General features: G+C 61.8%; 21 protein-coding genes. 12 read left to right on the top strand and 9 right to left on the bottom strand.

The annotated features are described in order from the left end of the window. The first annotated feature begins 293 nt into the window (after positions 1–293). Complete coding sequence (locus tag NGM68_RS07145; protein ID WP_252700958.1) at positions 294–1,988, top strand: formate--tetrahydrofolate ligase; 1,695 nt, start codon at positions 294–296, stop codon at positions 1,986–1,988. 31 nt (positions 1,989–2,019) lie between these two features. On the opposite strand, the gene NGM68_RS07140 is transcribed toward NGM68_RS07145, so the two are convergent. Then, positions 2,020–3,111, bottom strand: a complete 1,092-nt coding sequence (locus NGM68_RS07140) for a tubulin/FtsZ family protein (RefSeq protein ID WP_252700957.1) — start codon at positions 3,109–3,111, stop codon at positions 2,020–2,022. 212 nt (positions 3,112–3,323) lie between these two features. Here NGM68_RS07140 and NGM68_RS07135 point away from each other — a divergent pair, with 212 nt between their 5' ends. From NGM68_RS07135 to NGM68_RS07125, 3 genes are read left to right on the top strand one after another with little or no spacing between them, the layout of a single operon-like run. Beyond that, positions 3,324–3,815 (top strand): DUF7285 family protein, encoded by a 492-nt coding sequence (locus NGM68_RS07135; RefSeq protein ID WP_252700956.1) that lies wholly within the window; start codon positions 3,324–3,326, stop codon positions 3,813–3,815. Beyond that, positions 3,812–4,792, top strand: a complete 981-nt coding sequence (locus NGM68_RS07130) for a DUF7284 family protein (RefSeq protein ID WP_252700955.1) — start codon at positions 3,812–3,814, stop codon at positions 4,790–4,792. Before NGM68_RS07135 ends, NGM68_RS07130 begins: the two co-directional genes overlap by 4 nt. Next, a complete protein-coding gene (locus NGM68_RS07125; RefSeq protein ID WP_252700954.1) occupies positions 4,789–8,049 on the top strand; it encodes a DUF7286 family protein in 3,261 nt (1,086 codons plus the stop codon). Before NGM68_RS07130 ends, NGM68_RS07125 begins: the two co-directional genes overlap by 4 nt. Positions 8,050–8,069: 20 nt before the next feature. Here the strand turns inward: NGM68_RS07125 and NGM68_RS07120 are convergent, their stop codons facing one another. Beyond that, positions 8,070–9,281 carry an outer membrane protein assembly factor BamB family protein gene (locus NGM68_RS07120; protein WP_252700953.1) on the bottom strand — a complete coding sequence of 404 codons (1,212 nt, stop codon included), beginning with the start codon at positions 9,279–9,281 and terminating at the stop codon, positions 8,070–8,072. Between the two features lie 124 nt (positions 9,282–9,405). Between NGM68_RS07120 and NGM68_RS07115 the strand changes: the two genes are divergently transcribed. The 4 genes from NGM68_RS07115 (at position 9,406) to NGM68_RS07100 (ending at position 13,254) form a co-directional block, all read left to right on the top strand. Further along, positions 9,406–9,831, top strand: a complete 426-nt coding sequence (locus tag NGM68_RS07115; protein ID WP_252700952.1) for a DUF5791 family protein — start codon at positions 9,406–9,408, stop codon at positions 9,829–9,831. Positions 9,832–9,889: 58 nt separating this feature from the next. Continuing rightward, entirely contained in the window at positions 9,890–10,780 is an 891-nt protein-coding gene (locus NGM68_RS07110) for an NAD(P)H-binding protein (protein WP_252700951.1), read from the top strand. 139 nt (positions 10,781–10,919) lie between these two features. Next, entirely contained in the window at positions 10,920–12,062 is a 1,143-nt protein-coding gene (locus NGM68_RS07105) for a DHH family phosphoesterase (protein WP_252701391.1), read from the top strand. Between the two features lie 76 nt (positions 12,063–12,138). Further along, positions 12,139–13,254 (top strand): aldo/keto reductase, encoded by a 1,116-nt coding sequence (locus NGM68_RS07100; RefSeq protein ID WP_252700950.1) that lies wholly within the window; start codon positions 12,139–12,141, stop codon positions 13,252–13,254. A gap of 105 nt (positions 13,255–13,359) precedes the next feature. Here NGM68_RS07100 and NGM68_RS07095 read toward each other — a convergent pair whose 3' ends face one another. After that, positions 13,360–13,530: an HVO_0758 family zinc finger protein gene (locus tag NGM68_RS07095; protein WP_252700949.1), complete on the bottom strand. Its 171-nt coding sequence runs from the start codon at positions 13,528–13,530 to the stop codon at positions 13,360–13,362. 95 nt (positions 13,531–13,625) lie between these two features. Between NGM68_RS07095 and NGM68_RS07090 the strand changes: the two genes are divergently transcribed. The 4 genes from NGM68_RS07090 (at position 13,626) to NGM68_RS07075 (ending at position 17,337) form a co-directional block, all read left to right on the top strand. Further along, positions 13,626–14,840 (top strand): MFS transporter, encoded by a 1,215-nt coding sequence (locus NGM68_RS07090; RefSeq protein WP_252700948.1) that lies wholly within the window; start codon positions 13,626–13,628, stop codon positions 14,838–14,840. A 140-nt stretch (positions 14,841–14,980) separates the two neighbouring features. Further along, the gene (locus tag NGM68_RS07085; protein WP_252700947.1) at positions 14,981–16,120 is read left to right on the top strand and encodes a glycosyltransferase family protein; all 1,140 of its coding nucleotides are present in this window, start codon (positions 14,981–14,983) and stop codon (positions 16,118–16,120) included. 66 nt (positions 16,121–16,186) lie between these two features. After that, complete coding sequence (locus NGM68_RS07080) at positions 16,187–16,720, top strand: DUF7109 family protein (protein WP_252700946.1); 534 nt, start codon at positions 16,187–16,189, stop codon at positions 16,718–16,720. 23 nt (positions 16,721–16,743) lie between these two features. Further along, positions 16,744–17,337, top strand: coding sequence for an NUDIX hydrolase (locus NGM68_RS07075; RefSeq protein WP_252700945.1), 594 nt, complete (start codon positions 16,744–16,746; stop codon positions 17,335–17,337). Positions 17,338–17,413: 76 nt separating this feature from the next. Here the strand turns inward: NGM68_RS07075 and NGM68_RS07070 are convergent, their stop codons facing one another. The 6 genes from NGM68_RS07070 to NGM68_RS07045 all read right to left on the bottom strand — a co-directional run bounded on the left by NGM68_RS07070 (position 17,414) and on the right by NGM68_RS07045 (position 23,804). Next, positions 17,414–17,848: a universal stress protein gene (locus NGM68_RS07070; protein WP_252700944.1), complete on the bottom strand. Its 435-nt coding sequence runs from the start codon at positions 17,846–17,848 to the stop codon at positions 17,414–17,416. 150 nt (positions 17,849–17,998) lie between these two features. Beyond that, a complete protein-coding gene (locus NGM68_RS07065; RefSeq protein ID WP_252700943.1) occupies positions 17,999–18,589 on the bottom strand; it encodes a 50S ribosomal protein L15e in 591 nt (196 codons plus the stop codon). Between the two features lie 172 nt (positions 18,590–18,761). Beyond that, complete coding sequence (locus tag NGM68_RS07060; protein WP_252700942.1) at positions 18,762–20,432, bottom strand: DUF7519 family protein; 1,671 nt, start codon at positions 20,430–20,432, stop codon at positions 18,762–18,764. Then, a complete protein-coding gene (locus tag NGM68_RS07055) occupies positions 20,429–21,979 on the bottom strand; it encodes a DUF58 domain-containing protein (RefSeq protein WP_252700941.1) in 1,551 nt (516 codons plus the stop codon). Before NGM68_RS07055 ends, NGM68_RS07060 begins: the two co-directional genes overlap by 4 nt. Beyond that, positions 21,976–22,641, bottom strand: coding sequence for a DUF7269 family protein (locus tag NGM68_RS07050; RefSeq protein ID WP_252700940.1), 666 nt, complete (start codon positions 22,639–22,641; stop codon positions 21,976–21,978). The genes NGM68_RS07055 and NGM68_RS07050 overlap by 4 nt, the downstream gene beginning before the upstream one ends. Beyond that, positions 22,638–23,804: a DUF4129 domain-containing protein gene (locus NGM68_RS07045; protein WP_252700939.1), complete on the bottom strand. Its 1,167-nt coding sequence runs from the start codon at positions 23,802–23,804 to the stop codon at positions 22,638–22,640. Before NGM68_RS07045 ends, NGM68_RS07050 begins: the two co-directional genes overlap by 4 nt. Between the last annotated feature and the right edge of the window lie 138 nt (positions 23,805–23,942).

Raw genomic sequence — 23,942 nt, 5'->3', positions numbered from 1 at the left:
GGAAATCGCTTCAGTTGTCACTATATTTGTGACGCGTTTCACCACACGAGTTCGAATCCCAGTCTCACGACCCGGTCTTCCATGGCTTGATCAGTACAACAACCGCGTCTGACTCGATACGGCCCTCTCGTGACGCGCACATCTCGTCTCGTGTCGGGACGAATCGACGTCGACGTCGTGGCCAGCGTCTGATGTGGCGGTGGTCATCGATCGGCGCTCCCTGGCAATCCGGAATTCCCAGCCTGTAACAATCACGGCCATCGTTTAACTACGCTACTCTCGAATCCCTCATCATGACTGATCCCACCAGGCTCCTCGAAGACGTCCCCAGCGATGCCGAAATCTCGAACGCAGCAGAAACCCGACCGATCGAAGACGTCGCCGCCGATCTCGGACTCGAGCCCGACGAGATCGAACGTGTCGGCCCGAACAAAGCCAAGATCACTCACAGGGCGATTCAGCTACGTTCGAGCGACGACCGTGATGGTCGCCTCGTCCTCGTCACGGCAATGACCCCGACGCGTGCGGGCGAAGGAAAGACGCTCACGACCGTCGGCATCGGTCAGGGCCTCGGTGAACTCGGTGAAGATGGGCTCGTCGCCGTCCGGCAACCCTCGCTCGGCCCGATTTTCGGCATCAAAGGCGGGGCGACGGGTGGGGGCTACGCACAGATCGTACCAATGGACGACATCAACGTCCACTTCACGGGCGACATTCACGCGATCACCGTCGCGCACAACCTCGTCGCGGCGATGGTCGACAACCACATCCACCAGGGACACGATCCCTCGATCGACGTCGGCGACGTGGTCTGGCCACGCGCGATGGATATGAACGACCGGGCACTCCGAAACGTCGTCGTCGGCCTCGGTGGTTCCGTCCACGGCGTGCCACGCGAGTCGAACTTCGTCATCACCGCTGCCTCTGAACTGATGGCGGTCGTCTGCATGGCGGCGGATATCCCCGACCTCAAACGTCGCGTTGGTCGCGTAATCGTCGCGTACGACCGCGACGACCAGCCAGTAACCGTCGACGATCTGGGTGTCACTGGGGCAGTCGCTGCCGTCCTGCGCGATGCCGTCAGACCGAACCTCGTCCAGACCCTGGCCGGAACCCCGGCGTTCGTCCACGGTGGGCCGTTCGCCAACATCGCCCACGGCACGAACAGCGTCGTCGCCGATCAGGTCGGGCTCTCCCTCGCCGACTACGTCATCACCGAAGCCGGGTTCGGCGCCGACCTCGGGGCCGAGAAGTTCTTCGACATCGTCTCGCGAAACGACCTCGAGCCCGATGCCGTCGTCCTCGTCGCTACCGTCCGCGCGCTCAAACATCACGGCAGTAACGGCGACCACGAGGGTGGCGAGGATCTCGAGGCCCTCCAGGCCGGGTTCGACAATCTCGATCACCACGTCGAGGTACTCCGGCAGGTCGGCTTCGATCCCGTCGTCGCGATCAACCGCTTCCCGGACGACATCGACGCGGAACTCGAGGCGGTACGCGCGCACTGTCAGGATCTCGGCGTACGAGCGGCCGTCTCGGACGTCTACCGACGGGGCGGCGAGGGCGGGATCGAACTGGCCAGAGCAGTCAGGGATGCGGCCGACGAAGGCGCACCAGATTTCGAGCCACTGTACGATCTCGAGACGCCCCTCGAAGAAAAGATCGAAACCGTCGCCACCAACGTGTACGGGGCCGACGGCGTCGAATTTACCTCGTCCGCCCGTACCGACCTCGAGCGCCTCGAGCGCCTCGGGTTCGGCGACCTCCCGGTCTGTCTCTCGAAGGTGCCGTCCTCGCTCTCTGACGAGCCGGGCAAACTGGGTGTCCCCACCGACTGGACGCTGACCGTCCGCGAACTCTATCCATCGGCCGGACCAGGCTTCGTCGTCGCACTCACCGGGGACGTGATGACCATGCCGGGACTACCGAGTGAACCAGCTGCTCGTCAACTCGACGTGGACGACGACGGGAACATCACGGGGCTCTAGGATCGACCGATCCGATCGGTAGTTTCGGCCCTCAGAACAGGTTCTCGAGTTGATCGTTGGCAAATGGATCCGCCGGATCGCTCGAGTCGTCCTCTTTTTTGGCTTCGGCTTTCTGGGCCGCTCGAGCTCTGTCGAGGAACTGCTGAATGCGCTCCGATCGCTCGACACCGCCGACCAGGACGAGCGCAGCGACGCGATCGGTGTCGAGCGGGAAGTCCCCGCCACGAACCTGCATGCTCTGGGTTTCGTCCTCGAGCCATCGGCGCGCCTTCTCGACGCCTTTCCGGGGAATCGATTCCGGTCGACCGGCGATGACCAGCAGTGCGGCGTCCCCCTTGCGGGCTTCCGGAAGACTCGTCCCCGTCAGCAACGCCTGCCGGGAGACGCTCATGACGTTCCTGATGTTCTGCGTGGAATCGTCGCTTGCGGGCGCACTCGCGTACCCAAGCGCCGCGATACCACCCTGCCGGAGCGTATTGATCACTTCGCTCGAGTCGACGACGCTCTCGCCGACCCCTTCGACGGCCTCGCCGGAGGCAAACAGCAGGCCGAAGCGCTGGGCGATGTGCTGGTTGATCGAATCGAAGCCGCTTTCGACGCTTTCACCCTGGCTGTGCCAGGCGTCGTTGTCCACGAGGATCGTGGCGTCGGCTTCGCGGACGACCGTTTTCAGCGACCGACCGGCGTTCGCCTGATAGAGCGAGCCTTCGTTTCGTCCCGGGAGAACGCCGAGTGCGTACACCGGTACGTCGTACACCCGTTTGAGGTGATGGACGAGCACGGGTGCACCCCCGCTCCCGGTGCCGCCACCGAGGCCAGCGACGACGACGATGGCCTCCGCACGGGAGGTGACGTGGCCGTCGAGCGATCCCAGCACCTCCTGGATGTCCGACTGCATGATCTCAGCGCCGAGTTCGTTGTCGCCGCCGACGCCGTGACCGTTGACGCGATCGGCACCGATCAACTGCGTTTCGACGTACTCGAGAGACTGGAGGTCGGGGGTCGCGGAGTTCACCGCCAGGGCTCCCTGGACGGCGTTGAACCCCATATCAGCGTCGAATTCGGTGAGGCGTTCGGCCACCTTGCCGCCGGCCTGTCCCACACCAATCAGGGCAACTTTCATACGTTCGTCAATACGCACATGGCCAATTGAACGTTCCGGAAACTCCGACATGCTGACCCACTGATAGTTTATATACGATCGAGCGGCCAGAGCGGGCCATGACGACGTTCAGGTCTAATAATGCCCGTATCGATTGGATCAGGCCGATTCGCTGGGCATCGCGTGCGCAAAACGCTAAGCAATTCCGGTCGACCGGCCCAATTCGAACTACCGTGGAACCTGACGCGAACACCACGTCTGAACGCGGCCAGACCGAACCCATCGCGGCACTCGTCGCCGTTGCTACGGTCTGTCTCGCGCTCGCCCTGTACGCCAGCGCCCTCTACGGAATGTTTCCAACGAGCACCGATCGATCGGTGGCCGAGCCAACGCTCGAGTCCGTCCAGGGGACGGTCGCGGCCGATGGCGTCTACGACCCGCACGCGACGCCCGATCCGATCACGGAAATTCCGAGCGACCGACTGCCAGACGGTAATACCGTCACGATCACGGTGACGACGATCGAGCGCGGACAGCCAGTCGCGGTCAGCACAGGGAGGTACGTCCACGGTGAATACGAGCCTAGAACACCACCAGATCATCCGGCTTCCGACCCGCCGAGGCCAGCAGACAACTCGGTCGACGAAGCAAGTCGCCCCATCGCCGTCCGGGAATCGACCGGGAAAGTTTCGAGCGGTACGCTTCACGTGGAGGTCTGGTCGTGACGCATTCTCGAGATCTTCATCCGGGCTGGAACCCATCTCATTGGGACTTCGACGCCCGCGGCGTCAGCACCGTCCTCGACGTCGCCCTCTGTCTCGTGCTGGTGAGCGCCGCCGTCGGCGTACTCGGGGTCTATCTCGCGGCCGAAGACGATAGCGAAACCCACCAGACTGAGACGGCCGATCACGTCGTCGAACTCCTCGGCTCGACGACGATCAGCGTGGAGTTCTCGTTCGATCCCCTGCTCGAGCACGCTACAGCAACCGATGCCGACGTTTTCGATGAACCCGACGACTATCCGCCTGACGAACGAACTCGAGTGACTCACGGCCCCACAGCGGGGCTGTTGGCCGATGCCACCCGCGCGAACCTTACCGTCGACGACGCGTGGCTCGGTCACGAGGGAGCCGGATTCGAATCGAGGCTCGAGGGGCCCATCGCAAGCGAACTGTTCGTCGTCGACGCCTCGACAGCCGTGAGCGCGAGTTGGTCGCCATACGAGGACGCACCGCTCGAGGGGCGAACGAGCGTCGGACGAACGCCGCCACCGACCGCGGACGTTAGCACCGTTACCATGACGGTGCCGAGCGGGTTCGACGATCCGGCGTTGCCGGCGGATACTGAATCCGACCACAACTTCGACGCCGTCGCCGAACCCGTTGCAACGACCATCGTGGATGGGTACTTCCCCCCGGAGCAGACCACGCTGGCACTCGAGCGTGGCGGCCTCGACCGGGATCGTACCGTCTACCGATACACCCGGTTTTCCAACGCGCTCGAGGGCGTCGAGCCGAGCGACCTCGAGGAGGCGATCGCCCAGTCGACGAGCGACGCCGAAACAGCGAACACAATCCTCGTGGAGGCGCTAACCCAGAAACTTGCGAGCGACATGGACAGCCGCTTCGAGCGTCCCGCTGACGCCGCCGACGCGATCACGGTGGCCGAAACCACGATCGTCGTCCAGGTGTGGGACACATGAGCCGACCGCGAACCGTTTCCTTCGCCGCCGACGACCGCGGGCGAATTCCGTTCGCGCTGATCGGCGTCCTCTTGCTCGTCAGCAGCCTCACCATCGTCGGCGCGCTCGAGGCGCGGCCGGCTCCCGAAACGGACGTCGATCCGTCCGTCGCTATGGATCGAACGACCGCCGCCACCCAGACCGCCATTCGAGACGCGACGCTCGAGGCGACAGAACAGGTCGCCAGCGAACCGATCGTCGAACCGGCCAACACGAGCTACGGAGAGCTGATCAACGGGAGTACCGAACGGGAGATCCTCGAGAACTACCTGAAACTCCGCATCTATCTCAACGTCCAAGATGCCCTCGATACCGCCGGGCAAGACATCCGTGAGACGACGACCACCGTATCCGTGCCACACGCAGACGACGTCGAATCACTCGAGCAGCGGATGAGTCGGATGGAGATTTCGACGTCCGAGTCGGGGCATCTCGAGGTGACTATCGAGGGCGTTCGCACGACCGTCGAACGAGACGGGCGCGAGGTTGCAACCCGAATCGAACCGGTGACCGTCGACGTTCCGTCGCCGATTTTCCAGCTCCAGCAGCGCACCGAGGCGTACGAAGACGCACTCAACACCGGCGCGCTCGAGGGCGACGGATTCGGCCGCCAATTCAGCGGCCGCCTCTACCCGGTGGCCTGGGCTCGCGGCTACGCCCAGTATGGCGGGATGCCCGTCTCCGAGGTGATCTCGAACCGCCACGTCGAAGTGACGGCGAACAGCGCGGCCTTCGCGACCCAGGAAGCTGTCTTCGGGACGCAGGATCTCGACGGTGGCGATGCAATGCGGCAAGCGTGGCTCTGTTTAGCGGCGACCGACGCCGACGACCTCTACGGTGGCTACAACGATGGAGATGCCCCGAGCATCGAAAGCGACGACGTCTGTGACGCCTTGCAGTACGTCTACGGTGATCAGGTTGGTGGCGACCCACCCGACGCCCCGTCCTTGCAGGAACTCTCTCACCACGCACCGGGCATGGACGAGGAGCTCACCGTCGCCGTCGGCGAGAGCGCTTACATGCCAGTGCGGAATATGTTCGACGACTCGAAGGAGCACTCGTTTCAGGCCGCATTCGATCGTGTCTATAGCGTCAGCGCGGCTTCGGACGTCGAAATCGACGAATCGCACACGACGGCCGATCTGGCACCGCCATCCGATGACCCACACTGGGAGCTGCTCGAGCGCTCCGACCGAAGCTACGTCGACATCACGGTCGGCGATGTCGAAGTTCGAAACCCTGGGGTGGCCAGTTCGTACTACACGTTCGAGGGCACGGTTGTCAGTGAATTCGAGCGCACGGCGACCTGGAACGATAGGCGAACGAACACGACTGACCGAACCGAGACGAACGCCACTGCAACCAGTACCTACGACGTTCACGTGCGTCTCTACGAATCCGCTCACAGTCCGAACTCTCACATCAAGGCTCGCGAGCCCCACGGCATCACCCGAAAGTACAACGGTGCCGGCGTCTACTCGAGTGACTTCAGTGACGTTCCAGACAAGGCGGCCAACTCGTTCGTCGGTGGGCGAACGACCGGGGCGTTCGAAGAACTACTCGTATCGGCTGCCGAGGAGGCGTATTCAGGAAGCGAACTCGAGGACGGTCTCGAAATCCCCCACCGTCGGACGATCTCGGCGGACTACGAATACGGGGTGCTCGAGGCGGACGTGATCGAGGACATCGTCGAGATCCAGGCCGAGATTCAAGATCTCGAAATCGAGTTCGAGCGTCGGGATATGATCACCGAACCCGGTGAGGAGGGGCCGATCGAGGAGTTGATCGAACGGGTCGAGTCCGAACGCGACGACATTCTCGACCGATCCGGTGCGTACACTGATCCGGCGGAGAAGGCGATGTACGAGGCAAGACTCGCGTACCTCGAGTTACTGATCCAGGATCTCGAGACGGTCGCCGATGCGCACGACGACGTCATGTCGGGCGTCGACGACGAGTTATCGGACGCGAATTCGGCCTTGTCGGATGCCACGTCGTATATGCAAGCAGCGATGAGTACGTCGGATCCGGAGCCGGAGCCGATCGATGAGGTGCCGTTGCTCGAGGGAGTGCAGTATCGCGTGTCAGGGTCGCCGTCGTATCTAGTGACGGAGAACGTTACATCGGGGGAGGTGCCTGCGGTCGCGAACGAGTCGAAGTTTGCGCCGATGGCGGCACAGAATTCGAATTATTTCTCGATTCCGTACGATTCGGTGATGACGGGTGTGCTCTCGAGGATTCCGAAGTTAGGGTTGGGTGAGGAAGAACAGGAGGTGCCAATGCGGACGGCAGGGGAGACGCTGCGGGCAGCGGTGTTGGCTGAGGAGGTTGGGGCGGATTTAGAGGGGAGTGTCGAAAGTTTAGAGAGTGTTATCGACGACTCGATTGACCAATTAGCTAGAGAGATCTCAAGTGAGATTATGAATGAATTGGAAAGTGACTCTGAGGTGGATTTGACGGATGAAATTTTGGACTCATTAGAACAATGGGAATCGACCGACACTAAGGCGATACACTTAGGCGAGGGACAAGCGGTAGCTGTGATTACAGAAGCCGTTGTTGAGCGGTTATCTGATGAACAAACAGATGAGTTTGACGACCGCCCAAAAGCATGGAATGCAAAAGTTGCATCCGTCACACGCCCAATTATTGTGGACACGATCGCTGAGGAAACGGTTGCTCTCGATGGTGGGTTAGAGGATATCGACGCTGAAATCCGAGCGAAGGTCGATAACGTCACCGATGAAGTGATCACGAAGCGACTTGAGCAAGCAGAGATTATCGACGAAGAGGGTGATATCGTCATCAGCGATGAGGAAGACTGGTTGACAGGTGATGCACCGAAGCGCGTTCCTGCGGGCTTGCCAATCACTCCCGTTCCCGGCTATTGGGTTGCCACGGCAAACGTCTGGGACGTAAACGTTGACGCAGAATATGCCAGATTCGAGGTGTCAGCGAATACCGGTACGCCGATGTCGACTGCTGGAACGACGTACGTTCGGGAGGATGCGAACGTTACCGTCGAGATCGGCGATAGGACAGCAGTGCTCGGGACGAACGAACCAATAGCCTTCGAAGGACGAACTATCGTCGTTGTCGTCGTACCACCAGGAGGACAGGGAGTTGGTGATCGAACTGGTGTCAGAACAGAGTGTACGGAATCCTGGCCAGAATCAGGCTATGTTAGTGGAGCTGAGAATAGCAGTTGTGCTGATTAGTAGAATGTGATTTAATTGTCCTATTCTAGTGCATAAATGTCCCCGGCATCAGTACCGACTATCAAAACATCGTTCACAACGGATGGTGCAGCATGGATATACTCGTCTGTCTGGAAATACCAGATTTCCTCACCGCCAGTTCTATCTAAGGCGTGTACACCATCGTCGGAACCTGTGAATAGTAACTCATTAGTAAGGGTAATATTGCCCCGGTGACCCCCAGCAGGGTTTTCCCATCGAATGGCGCCTTCTGTGCCCACAGAAATAACACCATCACGTGTCCCCGCAAATAGGTCTCCAGAGTGATACGATATGGACGTAAGAATCATAGAACCTACATCACTTTCCCAAATAATTTCCCCATTTTGGGGGTCAAATGCATAGATTGTTTCATTCTTTTGTGCTCCTGCATAGACGTGATCTTTACCAACTGCCAAACCCATAGTCGAGCTACCAGTTTCAGTTTCCCAAAGTCGTTCCTGTGATTCAAGATCAAGCGCGTAAACGTGGTGCGGCACACCAACAGCATAGAGAATACCATTAGAGATCGCAGTCGTCATCGATCCTCGACCATCTATTTCGTGTCTCCATTTGATATCTCCACTCCCACGAGCAATACCGACAACTTCACCATCGTCACTATTGGTATAAATAATGTCATTAATGAGGCTTGGACTCCCTACCGGTCTGACATTATGAGAATTTGTATCCCAAACAATCTCACCAAACTCGCGATCAAATGCTACAATATCTCCAGCCCCATCATTTACAAAAATCTTGTCACCAGAAATCGTTGGGGTGCTATTATAATTGGCCGCAGGTATCCGTGTTGACCATATTTTGTCACCGCTATTGATGTCCATAGCATAAAAATAGGAATTACCAGATCCGACATATACCGTCTGGTCAGCAATTGCAGCACCACCACTAATCCTCCCATCAGTCTCGAACACCCACCGCTCCGACACCGGCCCCGTTGGCCCCGTCGCCGTCGGATGATACCCCGTATTCTCGAGATCCACGCCCGCCATTGGCCACTCATCACTCGAGAGGTCATCACCACCCTCATCACCGATAGAACCGCCATCGTCGCTCGAATCCGTGGGAGTTGTGTTATCTCCGTCGTCAGTCACATTTGACGTATCATCACTCGCGCTCGAGCAGCCAGCGAGCACCGCAGTCCCGGTTCCGACACAGGTTGCCAGCCACTGTCGCCTCGTTCGTTCGACCATTGGGCGTGACAACTCAGTATAAGCATAAGTATTTTTGGAGTTGAATTAAAATGTATGGCTTTGCAATCCTGTTGGTGGAATCGACGATGACAACCGATTTGGCGATGAGGACGAACCTACCGATATGTTCTACGAGCAGCGACTGGACGTCCCGGACACGCCGGGCGCACTTCGAGCCGAATACGAGGCCGATTTCAGGACGATTCTCGAGGCAGTCAGTCTCGAAACCGCCGCTGACACGCTCTCGGTCGAGCGACAGACAGTCGAGTCACTCCTCGAGAGCGAGACCCCCGCGTTGACTCTCGAGGCGGCCGCCGAGATTCAATCTCTCGGGGACGGGGAACCAGATCCCGAGACCATCGTCGAAATGGCATGTGAACACCTGCTCCTGGGGATGACGACCGCGGTCGTCGACGTGGATACGCTTGCTGGTGATCTCGACCTCGATCTCGGTGCCAAGGAGGTACAACAGAAGATCGAGCGACGGGCTCCGATGACGTTCGAGGAGTTCGTACACATTCAGTTTGTGATCGCGGATCGAGCGCGGTAACGAGCCCGCCATCGCTACCGAGCGCAGCCATTATGGCCGCCGCTCACCGAGCACCCGTATGCGCGTTGCAATTCTGGGCTGTGGATACGTCGGCCTCGAGTGTGGCCGACAGTTGACCGACCGCGGCCACGAGGTCGTCGGCGTCCGTCGATCGGTCGACGGCGTCGAGGCGATCGGGAACGCCGGGTTCGATGCCGTGCAGGCGGACGTCACCGACGCAGAGCAACTCGGGGCGGTTCCGAACGTCGACGCGATCCTATTCGCCGCGAGCAGTGGTGGCCGTGGCGCTGAGGCCGCCCGCGAAATCTACGTCGACGGACTGCGAACCGCCATCGAGTCGTTCGGCGGCCGCGAACAGCAACCGGATCGACTCGTCTACACCTCCTCGACTGGCGTCCACGGCGACCACGGTGGCGACTGGGTCGACGAGGAGACGCAAATCGAGCCAACGACGGAGAAAACCGCCGTTCTAGCCGAGGCCGAACGGATTGCTCTCGAGGAAGCACCCGAACACGGCATCGACGGCACAGTCGCCCGATTCGCCGGACTCTACGGGCCCGAACGGTACCGCCTCGAGCGATACCTCGAGGGGCCGGTCACGGGAGGGTACCTGAACATGGTTCACCGTGACGATGCTGCCGGGGCGGTTCGATATCTGCTCGAGGCGGATTTCGCACGAGACGAGGTCGTTCAGGTGGTGGACGACGAACCAGTCTCGAAGTGGGCATTCGCCGACTGGCTGGCCGACCAGTGTGGACTCGAGGCACCGCCGAAACGGACGAAAGCGGAGCGACTCGAGGCGAGCGACCTCTCTGAAGCAGCGCGACGGCGAATTTTGACGAGCAAGCGGTGTTCCAATGCGTTACTCCGAGAGCTGGGCTACGAATTTGCCTTCCCAACCTATCAGGAGGGGTACAAAGCGGCTATCGATGCGTTTCGATCCGCCTGACGTGACGATGGTGTGTTCGAGATATTTAAAAGTAGATGACTGTGAGGGGAACCTTCATGGGGATTCACTTTGAGTGTCGTGTATGAGCACCCGGGGACGTACGCAAGTCGGGGGGTTGACCGACGGGAGTACCACCGGGATGGTCAGCGACTCCGTCGAGACGCTTCGAGTGATCGATCCACTCGTCCTCTCGTTAGGGGTTATCGGTCTCGTGGCACTCGCACTCGGTGGGTGGTGGGTTCTTCGATGGTTCTACCGCTCGCCCGGCAATCGGTTACGACGGTTGCTCGACAAACACGACGACGTTGCGATCGTGATGCATCCGAACCCCGATCCGGATGCGATGGCCTCGGCGATGGGGGTTGCTGCCATCGCCGAAAGTGTCGATACGGAGGCTACGCTGTACTATCCAGGCGAGATTCGACATCAAGAGAATCGTGCGTTTAGAACCGTTCTCGATCTCGACCTCGAGACGATCGAGTCGGCGTCGGACATCGGTTCTGAGACCGTCGTTCTCGTCGATCACAATACCGCCCGCGGGTTCACCGGAGCCCAGAAAATCGAACCGCTGATCGTCGTCGATCACCATCCCGGAAACGGAGCGGGAACCGCGTTTACGGACGTGCGAACCGAGTACGGTGCCGCATCGGCGATTCTCGTGGAGTATCTCGACGGCATCGGCGTTTCGATCGAAGCGGAGGAAGAAAACGCCGGTGGGATCACGCTCACATCGGAGCTCGCCACGGGATTGCTGTACGGCATTCTGTCGGACACGAATCACCTGACGAAAGGGTGTTCGGCGGCGGATTTCGAGGCGGCTTCGTTCCTGTTTCCTGCGATCGACGAAGAAAAACTCGACCGTATCGCCAACCCGCAAGTGAGCGACGACGTACTCCAGATCAAAGCCGATGCGATTCAGAAAAAGCGAGTCGAAGGTTCATTTGCGATCTGTGACGTCGGCGAAATCGGTAACGTCGACGCCATCCCACAGGCCGCCGACGAACTCATGCATCTCGAGGGGGTCACTGCCGTCGTCGTCTACGGTGAAAACGACGGTACCTTACACCTTTCGGGGAGATCGAGGGACGATCGCGTCCACATGGGCGAAGCACTCCGCCACGCGGTGAGCGATATTCCGATGGCGAACGCCGGCGGGCACGCACGGATGGGTGGCGGCCAGCTCTCTGTCGACCACATGAACGGGATTGGACCCTCGGAGGGAGTGAGCAGGAAGGAGTTCGAAGAACGAATCTTTTCGGCGATGGCGGGCGAACGTTCCTGATTCTGCGCGTCGCTAGCAGCATATACGGTCGTCCAGCAAAAGAGCGGTTTTTACCCGCGAAGGTACAATCGCAAGTATGGCTACCGGTTCGGGTACCTGGGAGTACCGCGACGAGCACCACGACGATTTTGGTCGAACGTACTTCAGGCGCTACGGCGACGGTCTGCTCTCGAGTATCGGTCTTGGCACCTACCTTGGAGAGCCAACGGATTCGGTCGACGAACGCTACGAGGCGGCCATCAACCGGGCGCTCTCGATGGGGTGTAACGTCGTCGATACGGCGATAAACTACCGCTGTCAGCGTAGCGAACGGGTCGTCGGGAACGCACTGGCCCAAACGGATGTCCACCGTGACGCCATTTTCGTCTCGACGAAAGGCGGCTTCGTCCCGTTCGATGGCACGCGTCCAGACGACCCTGGCCGGTTCGTGAAAGAGACGTACGTCGACACCGGCGTCGTCGATACGGACGATCTCGTCGCCGGAAGTCACTGCATCGCTCCTGGATACATCGATCATCAGCTCGACACCTCCCTCGAGAACCTCCAGTCGCACGTCGACTGCTACTACGTCCACAACCCGGAGACTCAACTCCGAGAGAACGACCACGAGGCGGTGTACGATCAGCTCGAGGAGACGTTCGTTCGCCTCGAACAACGCGCTGCGGCGGGCGATATCGGCCACTACGGAGTCGCCACCTGGGAGGCGTTCCGCGTGCCATCGGATCATCCGTCGTATCTCTCACTCCCGGAGATTGTCGAGCGCGCTCGAGCGGCAGCCAACGAGGCAGGTACCGACGCCACTCACTTCCGAGCGATTCAACTGCCGTTCAACGTGGCGATGGCGGACGCCTTTACCGTCGAGGCACAACCTGGTGCGGACGGGCAACAGAGCGCCCTCTGGGTTGCGGCAGAAGCCGGGCTGAACGTGTTTACGAGCGCGAGCATCGGCCAGGGCGACCTGGTGAAGTACCTTCCACAGGACGTCGAGTCCGTCCTCGAGGGCGAGTCGAGGGTGCAGCGGGCGATCAATTTCGCCCGATCTGCACCTGGGGTGACGACGTCGCTGATCGGAATGAGTCGACCCGAACACGTCGAAGAGAACGTATCCGCCGGTAGGTTCGACCCACTGGGTGCGGAGGCGTTCGACGAGATATTCGTCTCCGCCGGAGTGGATGACGAGAGCGGATCCTGATGTCAGTCGGTCGGAAACGATCCCGTCGGCTCCTCGTATCGTCAAACCCACGTGCTCGAGGTGGGCTCGAGCAAAGCCGCAGGTGTATCCGTGCCCGTTTTCGACCTATCGAATCTCTTTCCACTCCTTCTCGCAATCGGGGCAGCGCCGGATCGTACTGATAGTGTCCGGGTCGTTCTCGGTCTTGAGCGGCTTTTCACACTCGGCACAGGTTACCCGCTCGTAGGTGTCTTTGTCGAGTTCCCCTTCGCGGAGTGCCTTCCGGACTGATTTCATGTTGAGCCTGTACGAAGGTGGGGGAGAAAAAGACCGGTGTCTCGTGTCAGTTTCGCTTCGAAAGCCTTGAGACGGGTCACACCTTCGGCTGAGGTATGCCTACCGCCACGACCCGTCTCGCTGACGGTCGAACACGCATCTTCGGGTCGTTGTTGGCGATGGTCTTTCTCGTCAATCTCGGTCGTGTAATCTACGCCCCCCTGCTCGAGCCGTTTCGCGTGACCTTCGGGGCAAGCGAAGCTGCTATTGGGTTGCTCGCGACGCTCGCCTGGATCGGGAGTGCCTCCCTTCGCCTCCCGGCAGGCTACTTGCTGACGAAGATTCCTCGACACTGGGTCGTGTTGTTCGCCGGGCTCGTCCTGACGGCGTCGTCGGCGTTTGCCGCAACGGCTCAGACCCTCGAGATGCTGTACGTCGGTGCGCTGGCGATGGGCGTGGCGAGCGGGATGTACTTCGTCGCGGCGAATCCGCTCGTCAGCGAGTTGTTCCCTTCACGCGTTGGCCGGGTGATCGGAATTCACGGCACCTCGAGCCAGCTTGCAGCGGTCGGCGCCCCGCTCATCGTGACCGTCTATCTCGCGATTACGTGGCCTATCGCCTCCTGGCGAGCCGTCTTCCTGACGATCTCGGTGGCTGCTTTGCTCTCGACGATCGTACTGTTCGTGACCGCTCGTCGGACGGCCTTACCCGACGCTGGCACCGCCGACCGCCGGCTTCGATCGGCACTGGTGTCCCAGTGGCGGATCATCCTTACGGCGGTGGCGTGCATCAGTTTCGTCGGCCTCGTCTGGAACGGCGTGTTCAACTTTTACGTCACGTTCCTGGTGGAGACGCGCGGGTTCACGCAGGGACGGGCACAGCTCTTTCTGACGGTGTTGTTCGCGACGGGCGTTCCGGCGTTCTTCTTCACTGGCTGGATCGCCGATCGAGTCCCGTATCTTCCCCTGTTGTTCACGATCATCGGCGCTTTCGCCGGCTTACTGTTCGTGCTCACGGTCGTCGAGAGCGTCCTCGGGGTGTTGCTCGTGACGGCGGTTCTCGGCTACGTCGTCCACAGCCTCTTCCCGGCCATCGATACGTATCTGCTCGCGACCTTGCCGGACGACAGCCGTGGCAGCGCCTACGCACTCTACAGCGGGACGACGATGGCGATTCAGGCGACCGGAAGTGCGTTACTCGGCACGATGATCGGGCGCGGCATCGGCTTTCATCAGGCGTTCGTGATATTCGCCGTCGGCTCCGTCCTCGTGTTGGTCGTGCTGCTTGGATTGTACGCACTCGGGCGATTGCCGTCCGGCCACCCTGGCTGACCGAGACTGCGGTCGTCATCAGAGCGTCGGAATCATCGCCATCGTCCGTTCTTACGCCCGTTGTAGCGGGATTTGTCCTCTCGTACCAGTAGATCACCGGATTCGTGGTGGTTTTAGCCTTCCAGCCAAAGGATTCACCGATGGAGTACACGCAGGAGCGACTCACCACGCTCCACCAGCTAACCGACCAGGCGGTTGGCTTCGACGGCCTCGAGGGAATACTCGAGGAGACGGCCATCGTCGTGCCGATGACCGACCGCGAACACGAGCGGCCGGCCGCGGAGGCAGTCCTGTCCGCGCTCGAGACGCTGCAGCCCTCGCCCGCGGCCGTTGTCGTGCCGGTTCGGGCGTCAGCCGACCGAATCGAACCGTTTCGCACCTGGCTGGAATCGTTCCATTTGCCGACGCAGGTGCTGTGGTGTACCGCTCCCGGCGTCAATCGATTGCTATCGACCGCCGGGTTGGATGGCGACCGTGGGAAAGGGCGTGACATCTGGCTGGCTCTCGGGCCGGCGACGAGGGACGCCAAGTACGTCGTCGTTCACGATGCCGACGCGACGAGCTATCGTGCCGATCACGTCGCTCGGCTGCTCAGCCCGCTGTCGATGGGGTACGCGTTCTCGAAAGGATACTACGCACGGGTGGAGGACGACCGACTCTACGGTCGCCTGTGTCGCCTGCTGTACGAACCACTCATCGAGACGCTCTCGAGCGCTCACGACGAGCCGATTCTCGAGTACTTTGCAGCGTTTCGATACGCCCTCGCCGGGGAGGTCGCGATGACGGCCTCGCTCGCTCGCTCGCTTCGACCACCGCGGACGTGGGGGCTCGAGGTAGCGACACTCGGTGACGCGTACGACTATGCTGGATTCGACGGCTCGGCACAGGTCGACCTCGGCATCCACCAGCACGATCACCGCGACGTCGACGGGGAAACCGGGCTCGAAGGGATGAGCCGCGACGTGGCGGGTTCGCTGTTGGGCGTCCTCGAGAATGGGGGCGTCGACGTCGACTACGAGACGCTTCAGGAACGGTACTGTGCGGCGGCCGACCGACTCATCGGACAGTATCGAGCCGATGCCGCGTTCAACGGTCTCACCTACGACGTGGCGGACGAACGAGCACAGATCAACCGCTACGCGAAGTCGCTCGAGCCGCCCGAACACCGTGAGCGACTCCCACCGTGGTCTGAACGACCACTCGAGCCAGCGGCCGTCGTCGAGGCCGCGACTCCCTGGGCGACTGCTGTCAGCACGCCCGAAACGGCAAGCTACGAGTGAGGCCCGGCCTCGAGGTTTCCGACTGACCACACAAGACTAATCACCACGTCCCCCCTTGTCGAGATCATGAACGAGACCGCCGACGAACTGGCTGGCGTCGTCGACCTCTTTGGCGGCCTCACCCACGCCGAACTCGAGCACGCACTTTCGGAGGTGGCGTTCAGGGCCGACGGGCAGACGGTCGATACGGACGCGTCGGAGACCGCCATCGAGAGCGCCCTCGAGACGTTCGCGCTGGTACGATACACGCCCGAGAACGGCGCTGCAGACGACCTCGAAGCGGGATCGGATGAGCCGTTGCTGGTCGTCGGACCGACCGCATTTCCCCAGACGCCGGAACACGCGGAAGATCTGCCCCACATTCTGGACGTCTCGCCACGACGTCCCGATCGGGAAGCCGTTGGCGAGGCAGCCCAGGCGCGCTTTCGGAAGGCAGTCGACGCGAGTCTCGAGGACGTAACAGACGGCGACGGTGACATCGACGAGGCAACCGACACCCTCGAGCACCTCCTCGACGTGAGTTACGACCTCGAGGCGTGGGCACCGCTCGACCTGTCTGATGAACGCACCCGGCTCACGCAGGCGCTCGAGGACGCCTGAACGGCCAGCAGTAAACTTTCACTATGACGATCCGACGCCTCGATCTCGACCCGGTTGCCGCCCACGAGCCGGTTAGTATCGACGACCAGCCGTACGACGCCGCCGTTCTCGCACCGGTGATCGACCGTAGCGGGGAGGATCACCTGCTCTTCACCAGGCGTGCCGACCACCTCGGAGAACACCCCGGCCAGATGAGTTTTCCCGGTGGCGGGGCTGAACCACACGACGGGTCGATCCTCGAGACGGCCCTTCGAGAGGCGAACGAAGAGATCGGCCTCACCCCCGAAAGCGCCGACGTCGTCGGGCAACTCGACGATATCCGAACGGTGACCGAGTACGCCGTCACGCCGTTCGTCGGCCGCATCCCCGACCGGACGTACGACCCGGACGAGCGCGAGGTCGCCGAAATCGTCCTCCTTCCGGTCTCGGCGCTGCTCGATCCGGACAACTACGAGTACGAACATCGTGAGCACCCCTACTACGGTGAGATCGTTATTCACTACTTCCACGTTGGTGAGCACACCGTCTGGGGCGCAACCGGCCGGATTCTCGTCCAGTTGCTCGAGCTGACGACACCCTTCGAGGCCTCGGAGCGACTCGAGCGCTCGCGGTATTGAGCGGTGAGAATTGTACGTGGTCGTCGCCGTCGCCGTGGCAGTGGCCGTCACCATAGCCGTGGCCGTTGAATACGTGCTACCGAACGATCGTCACCGGCACGGGGGATCGCCGAGCCACCGTTTCGGCGACGCTCCCGAGGAGGATTCGGCTCGCCCCGGTTCGGCCGTGACTGCCGATGACGATCTGATCAATCGGGTTGGTTTCGGCGTAGTCGACGATCGATCGCGCGACGCTGCCGATGACGAGTTCGGTTTCACACTCGAGACCATGTTCGTCGGCTCGATCCGCGGCGTTCTCGAGCAACGCCTCCCCTCGCTCTTCGTTCTGGCGATGGATCTCGTCGTAGTTGATCATCGCCCCACCTTCGAACCCGGTCGCGCCGTAGAAGTCGGCAGGGTCGAGGACGTGAATCGCGACGATCGTCGCCCCCGGATGCTCCTCGAGTGCGAACTCGAGGGCGTCAGTTGCGCGTTCGGACTCGTCGACTGGTACGAGAATGCGTCTACTCATGGTTGATCCTACGGGTGCCAGGAGATTAAAACTCGGTCTGTGTTCTCGGGCGATGGGAACTGGTTGTGTGTGGCGGTTCGAACCGACGAACGCAGTACGCACGGCTCGAGGGTCGTTGAAAGTGAGAGAATCGAGAACCGCCAGACCGGCTTACTCCGAGCTACGCTTCCCGCTGTTCAGTGACGGGCGAACCTTTTCGGTGCCTTTGCCGCGGTTCTGGAGGCCGCGGTTCGATTTACCGGCGTTGGTCAGCCCGCGGAAGGCGCGGTTCTTGTGGGTGTCGTTACAGATCCAGTTGAGGTCGTCGTCGTTCTGGATAGCCGGGTGGTTCGGATCGACGAGGATCACTTCGAACCACTTCTGGCCGCCGTCTTCCCCGACCCAGTAGCTGGCGAGAACCCGAAGGTTGGGGTACTTCCGGGAGACGCGTTCTTCGCCGATGCGCTGGATGTTCTTGCGGCGTCCGATCCGGTTGACGCCCTGGCGCTTCGTTCGGCGGCCGGCCTTGTGGCGCTGTTTGCGCGCGTTCCCCTTGCGGACGGAGACGCGAGTGAGGACGATGCCCTGTTTGGCCTTGTAGCCGAGTTCGCGCGCCTTGTCGAGTCGGGTCGGGCGCTCGATGCGCTCGATGGCGCCCTGTTTACGCCACTCCTGTTTGCGTTGCCACTGCAGTTCGCCGAGCTTACCGTCGCCCGGGGTCTTCCATGCCTCCTTGATGTGGGAGTAGAAGCTTCGTGCCATGTGTATCACCGCGAGCGTTTCCTGGTTCAGAAGCGACCTCGAGTCGAGGTCGATTCCACATTCCAACCTGTGGCGTCTGCCGAACAGGTGCTCGCCGTCGCCCGCGTTCCGACGAGTTATCTCGAGCTATCAGCGTGGCGGGTATAAACGCTTCGAACCGTTCGTTCGATCATTAGTTGGCACCCGGTGGTGGCGGCTGAAAATCACTGATCGAGTCGGTCGAAACGAGGCGAGTCACGAACACCAGCGCGAGAAGTGGGACGATCACCAGCAAGACGAATGCGAGGACGGTATCGAGCGCTCCGACAACGGCTGCAAGCACGAGCGCAGCCAGGATGGCCAGTGCCACCACGACGATCCGGTTCCGGAGCAGCGATCGACTTGAAATAAATGTTCCCGAGAGTGAGTTGGTGATCGTGTCCGTGGTGATCGAGACGAGGAGCACAGTCACAGCGACCAGCGCCAGGACGAGCGGGGCGAGCGCTTGCCACCGTTCGGTCGGCGGTGAAACCGCACCGAGGCCGTACATGGCGACGGCAGCGATTGCGACGCCAACGGCGCCGACAACGAGCGTCGCCGTCGCGTGAACCAGTTCGGGTTGTCGACTATCGACAGACTCGCCGATGTCGACTCGCATGCGGTTGGTGTGTTCGCCGACGTCCCACACCGCAATCGCAGCCGCGACGCTGATGAACACGAAAAGCGGCGAGATACCCCGCTGTGCGGCCAGGAATGTAGTGACGAGTAGCGAGCCACAGCCCCCGAGCAAGAGCCAGTGGCGCCAGCGAATCGACCCCTGTGCGAGCAGTCCACCGACCAGACCCTCCACGACCGTGACCAGAACGAGAACGAGGACGACTGCCCATATTGCCTGCAGTCCATCAGTGCCGGGAACAACCAGCGAACCCACAAATACGACCGTGGGCACGACGACGCCGCCGCTTGCGAGGGCGACCGTCCGAAGCGGGTACGAACCGAACCAGGCGTCGACCATCGGGGACACGAGCCACCCGAAGCAGATCAGGATCGAACAGCCGAGGGCGAGTGCGAGAACGACGTGGATTACGCCGATCGTCAACAGCGCGGTCACGACCGTCCCGACTGGCCCCATCGCCGACAATACCGATTCAAACGCGGTCGCAGTTTCGGCGGCTGCTAGCATGCCGAGGACGAGCACGGCCACGTAGTAGACACCGGTCGGAAGGTCGAACAGGCGATCGACGAGGTCGCCGAACGAAACCGCTGGAACGTGCTCCGGCAAGGCAGATCCGACCACCGAGACGACACACGCGTACGCCACGAACGCCGCGGCTGCAAGCAGAAGTCCGCTCGTGAAGGCGCTATAGGCTCCGTCCGTCACACCAACGAACACGAGAGCGACGGCAGACGCGACCACGCCAGCCGTTCCAGTTGCAAACAGCGTAATCACGGGAACGGTCGTGATCGACGTCACGGTGGAATCGCGCACCGTCCAAACCAGATCCGGCCACCGCGTCCGTGGATGGGCGAGTGCACCGCCGACCCCGACCACCGCCAGCGCGCTCGAGCCGACGATCGTACCAGCTTGCAGTCCCGTGATCACCGCCGTTCCGATCCCGGCCGTTACGGCGAGAATTCCACCCACGAAGAGGACGCTCCCGAGGGCTCGACGAGCGAGCGAGCCTGTCGAGACGGCCGAACCTGCGTAGACGATGGCCAGCGCCCCACCGACCGCCAGAAGTCCCTCGAGGTCGAGGCCGACTGTCCAGCATAATCCGGCAACTGTGAGGGAAACGAGGGCGAGGGGGAGCGTCCGGAGGTCGTTTCGGTTTCGTACCGCTCGAGACTCTTCCCGTACACTCATCGCGACCACCGCCGTTTGCTTCGGTCGACCGCCACGTGGAGCGATTCGTCGGGGTGCCACTCGATGATCCGAACGCCGTGGCTTCGAAGGGTCGAACAGCGCGCTTCGACCTCCGCTCGATCGATCACGCCGGCGTGGCCCGGCCGATCGGCGACCATCGGGCAGACGAGCGTTACCTCGTGTCCGTACGCACGGAATCGTCGTGCCGACGCGACCGGATCGTCGTCGAGCAACGGGGTGACGAACAGCAGCTGTTTCTCGTCGTTCAGGTGTCGGCAGAAGCGATCGACCGACCGATCACCGTGGGCCAGCCACGCTTGACGTCCGAACGAGCCACACCACTCCCCATCGAGCAGCCGTGTCGCTCGAGCGAGTTGATCTCGGCCACTCCGGGGGAGCAAGTAGTCCCCTCGGTCGCCGTAGAGAGCGACGCCGACGCGATTGTTCTCCCCGAGTAGCGCCGTCACCAGCCACTCGGTTGCGTGAGACGAGAGCGACCTGGCGTCGAGTTCGCCCGGATATCGAAAGACCGCGTTCGACGCTCGAGCGTCGACCAGGACGGTGACGGACGCGGCCCGTTCTTCGCGGAACTCGATCGTCGTGAGGTCGCCAGTACGGGCGAGGCGATTCCAGTCGACCCGACGCATCGGATCCGTCGGATGGAACGGCCGAATCGAGAAAAACTCGATGCCTTCGCCCCCGATGTCGGTTTCGACACGTCCGGTGTGTTGAATGGTCTGGCTAGCCAATGGCACCCGCTCGAGGGCGTCGTCACAGGTGAACTCGCTCGAGAGGTCGTATCGGGTGGTCACGCGCTCGCTCGCGCTCACGTTTCGAGCGCTGACGGTGACGTCGCCGAAGCCGTACTCCCCTCGTTTGGCTCGGGCCGCGTACTCCAGTGTGAGGGATTCGCCGGGTTCGAGTGAGCCCGCCACCCTGGGATCTCCCTCGAGGTGGAGTTCCGACGGCGGTGCGTCGGCGATACGGACGTCCGGGATCGACTCAGAACCATCGTTGGTGACGGTCACGCAGACGCCAACGGTGTCGCCGGGTGCCGGTCTGGCGGATTCGAGGGTTCGTTCGACTGTGAGCGTCGGTTTGGGCGGGCGGGTCGCGTAGCTGTAGCCGACGTAACTCAGGCCGACCACCGAACTGAGGAAGATGGCGGCGTCGCGAGCCAGCACACCGACGCCGACCGCGAGCAACGCGACGGTCAACGCCACGAGCCAGCGATCACTCGAGACGGCCCGCTCGTCCAGTGGGTCGTTGGCCCGGTCGACGGGTTTCGTGGATCCATCACCTGCGTCGATGGCTGATCCAACGCCCATTCGCGCCCCAGGTGCGGCTTCGACCGACTCACGTTCGGCGAGATCAGCTTTCCCGGTGGCACCAGCCTCGTCTCCGGTAGCATCGGCTGTCCCAGCAGGCGGCGTCCCTGCTGACTCGAGGTCGCGCTCGTTCGCGAGCGGCCTAGACGCTGTAGCGTCTTCAGCGTCTGTATCGTCGGCTTCCGTCCCCGTCCGAGCGTGACCTGACCGCCCCGTCATATGTCGTTCCTCCTCCGTTCACGTCCGTCCGGTGACTGTTGGCTCGACGATTGCAGGTCGTCCGCTCTGAGCGCCGTCAGCGCCTCGAGCGCCGCCTGTAGCTGTCGTTGGTCTCGTTCCCCGACTACCCAGTCCTCGATTCGAGTCGCGAGCGGAATCGTGACCGCTGACGAGAGACAGGCCGCTGCACGGGGATCGTCCGTCCACGTCCCCCGCTGGACGTGGTCTCGAGCCGCCTCGACCTCGAGAGTGCCATCGGCAGTCAACGAGGAGACGACGGCGTCAGTCATCGTCCGTCGGAGTCTGTTCCTGGCAACCGACCGATTATGTCGCTCCCGCGGTGAGTCGCCAAGCCGCGACCGTGACAGAGCGATCTCGACGTCCTGACCGATTCGTTCCACGTCACGTTCGCGATCCTGGGTTGCTACCGACGGGAAGGCTACCGGTTCATCACCGTTTTCGCTCTCGGTCTCGAGAGTAGGTTCGCTCGCGACGAAGGCACCCAGGAGACCGATTCCGAACGCGGCGAGGAGGCCGCCGATGGCGATCACGGCAGTATCCCGTGCGAGAGCGGCTCCAGCGGAGGGGATAGCACCGACAGTAGCCAACAGCGCGCCGACGAGGGCGACGAAACCGAAGCCAACGAGCGTGGTCTGTTTCATCGGTCATCACCCCCATCATCGTCAGTGACCGCGGCCACCAGCTCCTCGTAGGCGGCTCGAGCTCGGCGTGTCCGGTCGTCCGTGGGTGGGTAGTCGCCGTATCGAACCTGGCGGAAAACTTCTGTGAGCGTCGTGACGGCCGATTCGGGATAGCCAGCGGCAATGGCCGCTCGCGCGTACTCGCCGGGCGTTTTCGAGACGGTGCCCCGGGACGAACGCGTGACCAGCGCGGTCATCTCTTCCCAGGCCGCTTCGATAGTCGGTGGGCCGGGATCGTCGGCCGATTCGGTGGATTGGACAGCCGAATTGCTGGCGGCGGTGGGGCTATCGCTGCTCGAGCGACGGTGTCTCCGTCGTACGCTCCCGAACCCATCGAACAGGGCGCTGAACCCGCCAGTGAGCGAAAGCCCGCCAAGCCCCTGCAGCGCGCTGGCGAACCCGGCAGGTGCTGCGAAGAGCGCGCGGCCGAAGCCCCGACCGATCGACCGGCCGAGCTGACCGAAACCGCCGCCGACGCCACGGCCAGTTCGCAAGAGGGCGTCGGCAATCGTCGGCACGACGCTCGAGGCGCCGATCGTCGCAGCCATGGTAACCTGTGGAATCCGTTTGAGGCGGAACTGCAGTCGCGGAAGGAAACCGTTCGGGATGTCCGCCTCCGAGAGGTGTGGGTGTCGTGTTGGAGCGGTCGCCCGCCACAGAAGCGCGAACGGTACGAGAAACACAAGCATCAGGAGAATTGCGAGGACGTGATCGAGGGAAACACCCAGTCCGTCGCCGCTTTCGCTGGTGCTCGAGCCCTCGTCGTCTTGCTGGTCGTCGTCGCCAGCGTCGTCCGATCCGTCACCCGTGTCATCACTGTCGTCCTGCTGGTCGTCGCCGTCAGTGTCGTCTGCACCGTCGCTATCGTCGTGCTGGCCGTCAGCTGTGCCGTCCGAGTCGTCACCATCGTCCTGCTGGTCATCCGTCTCGAGGTCGTCTCCGTCGTCCCCTTCGGTGGAATCGGCGTCGCCGGTTCCCGTGCTAGACTCGAGATAGTGGTCGTCACTCACGGCGTCCCGTCCCGGGAAATCGCCGTAGCCTGCGGCGGGGAAGAACGCGGCGGCGACGACGATCGCGAGGACACAGCAAGCGATGAGGGCGGCGCGCTGGAGGTCGTGTCCCACTGCTGATTCTCTCTGTGCAGTCGTTTCATAAATATGTTATCACTGTGGGACGATGGACGAACGGATCCGATACAGCAGATAATTGCACCCCATACTTCGCGGTCGTCTCGAAGGATGGACTGCAACTGCAATCACGGA

This window comes from Natronosalvus vescus (assembly GCF_023973145.1).
Taxonomy (GTDB): Archaea; Halobacteriota; Halobacteria; order Halobacteriales; family Natrialbaceae; genus Natronosalvus; species Natronosalvus vescus.
The sequence above is the reverse complement of the archived record's forward strand: the minus strand, read 5'-3'. Positions and strand labels throughout refer to the sequence as shown.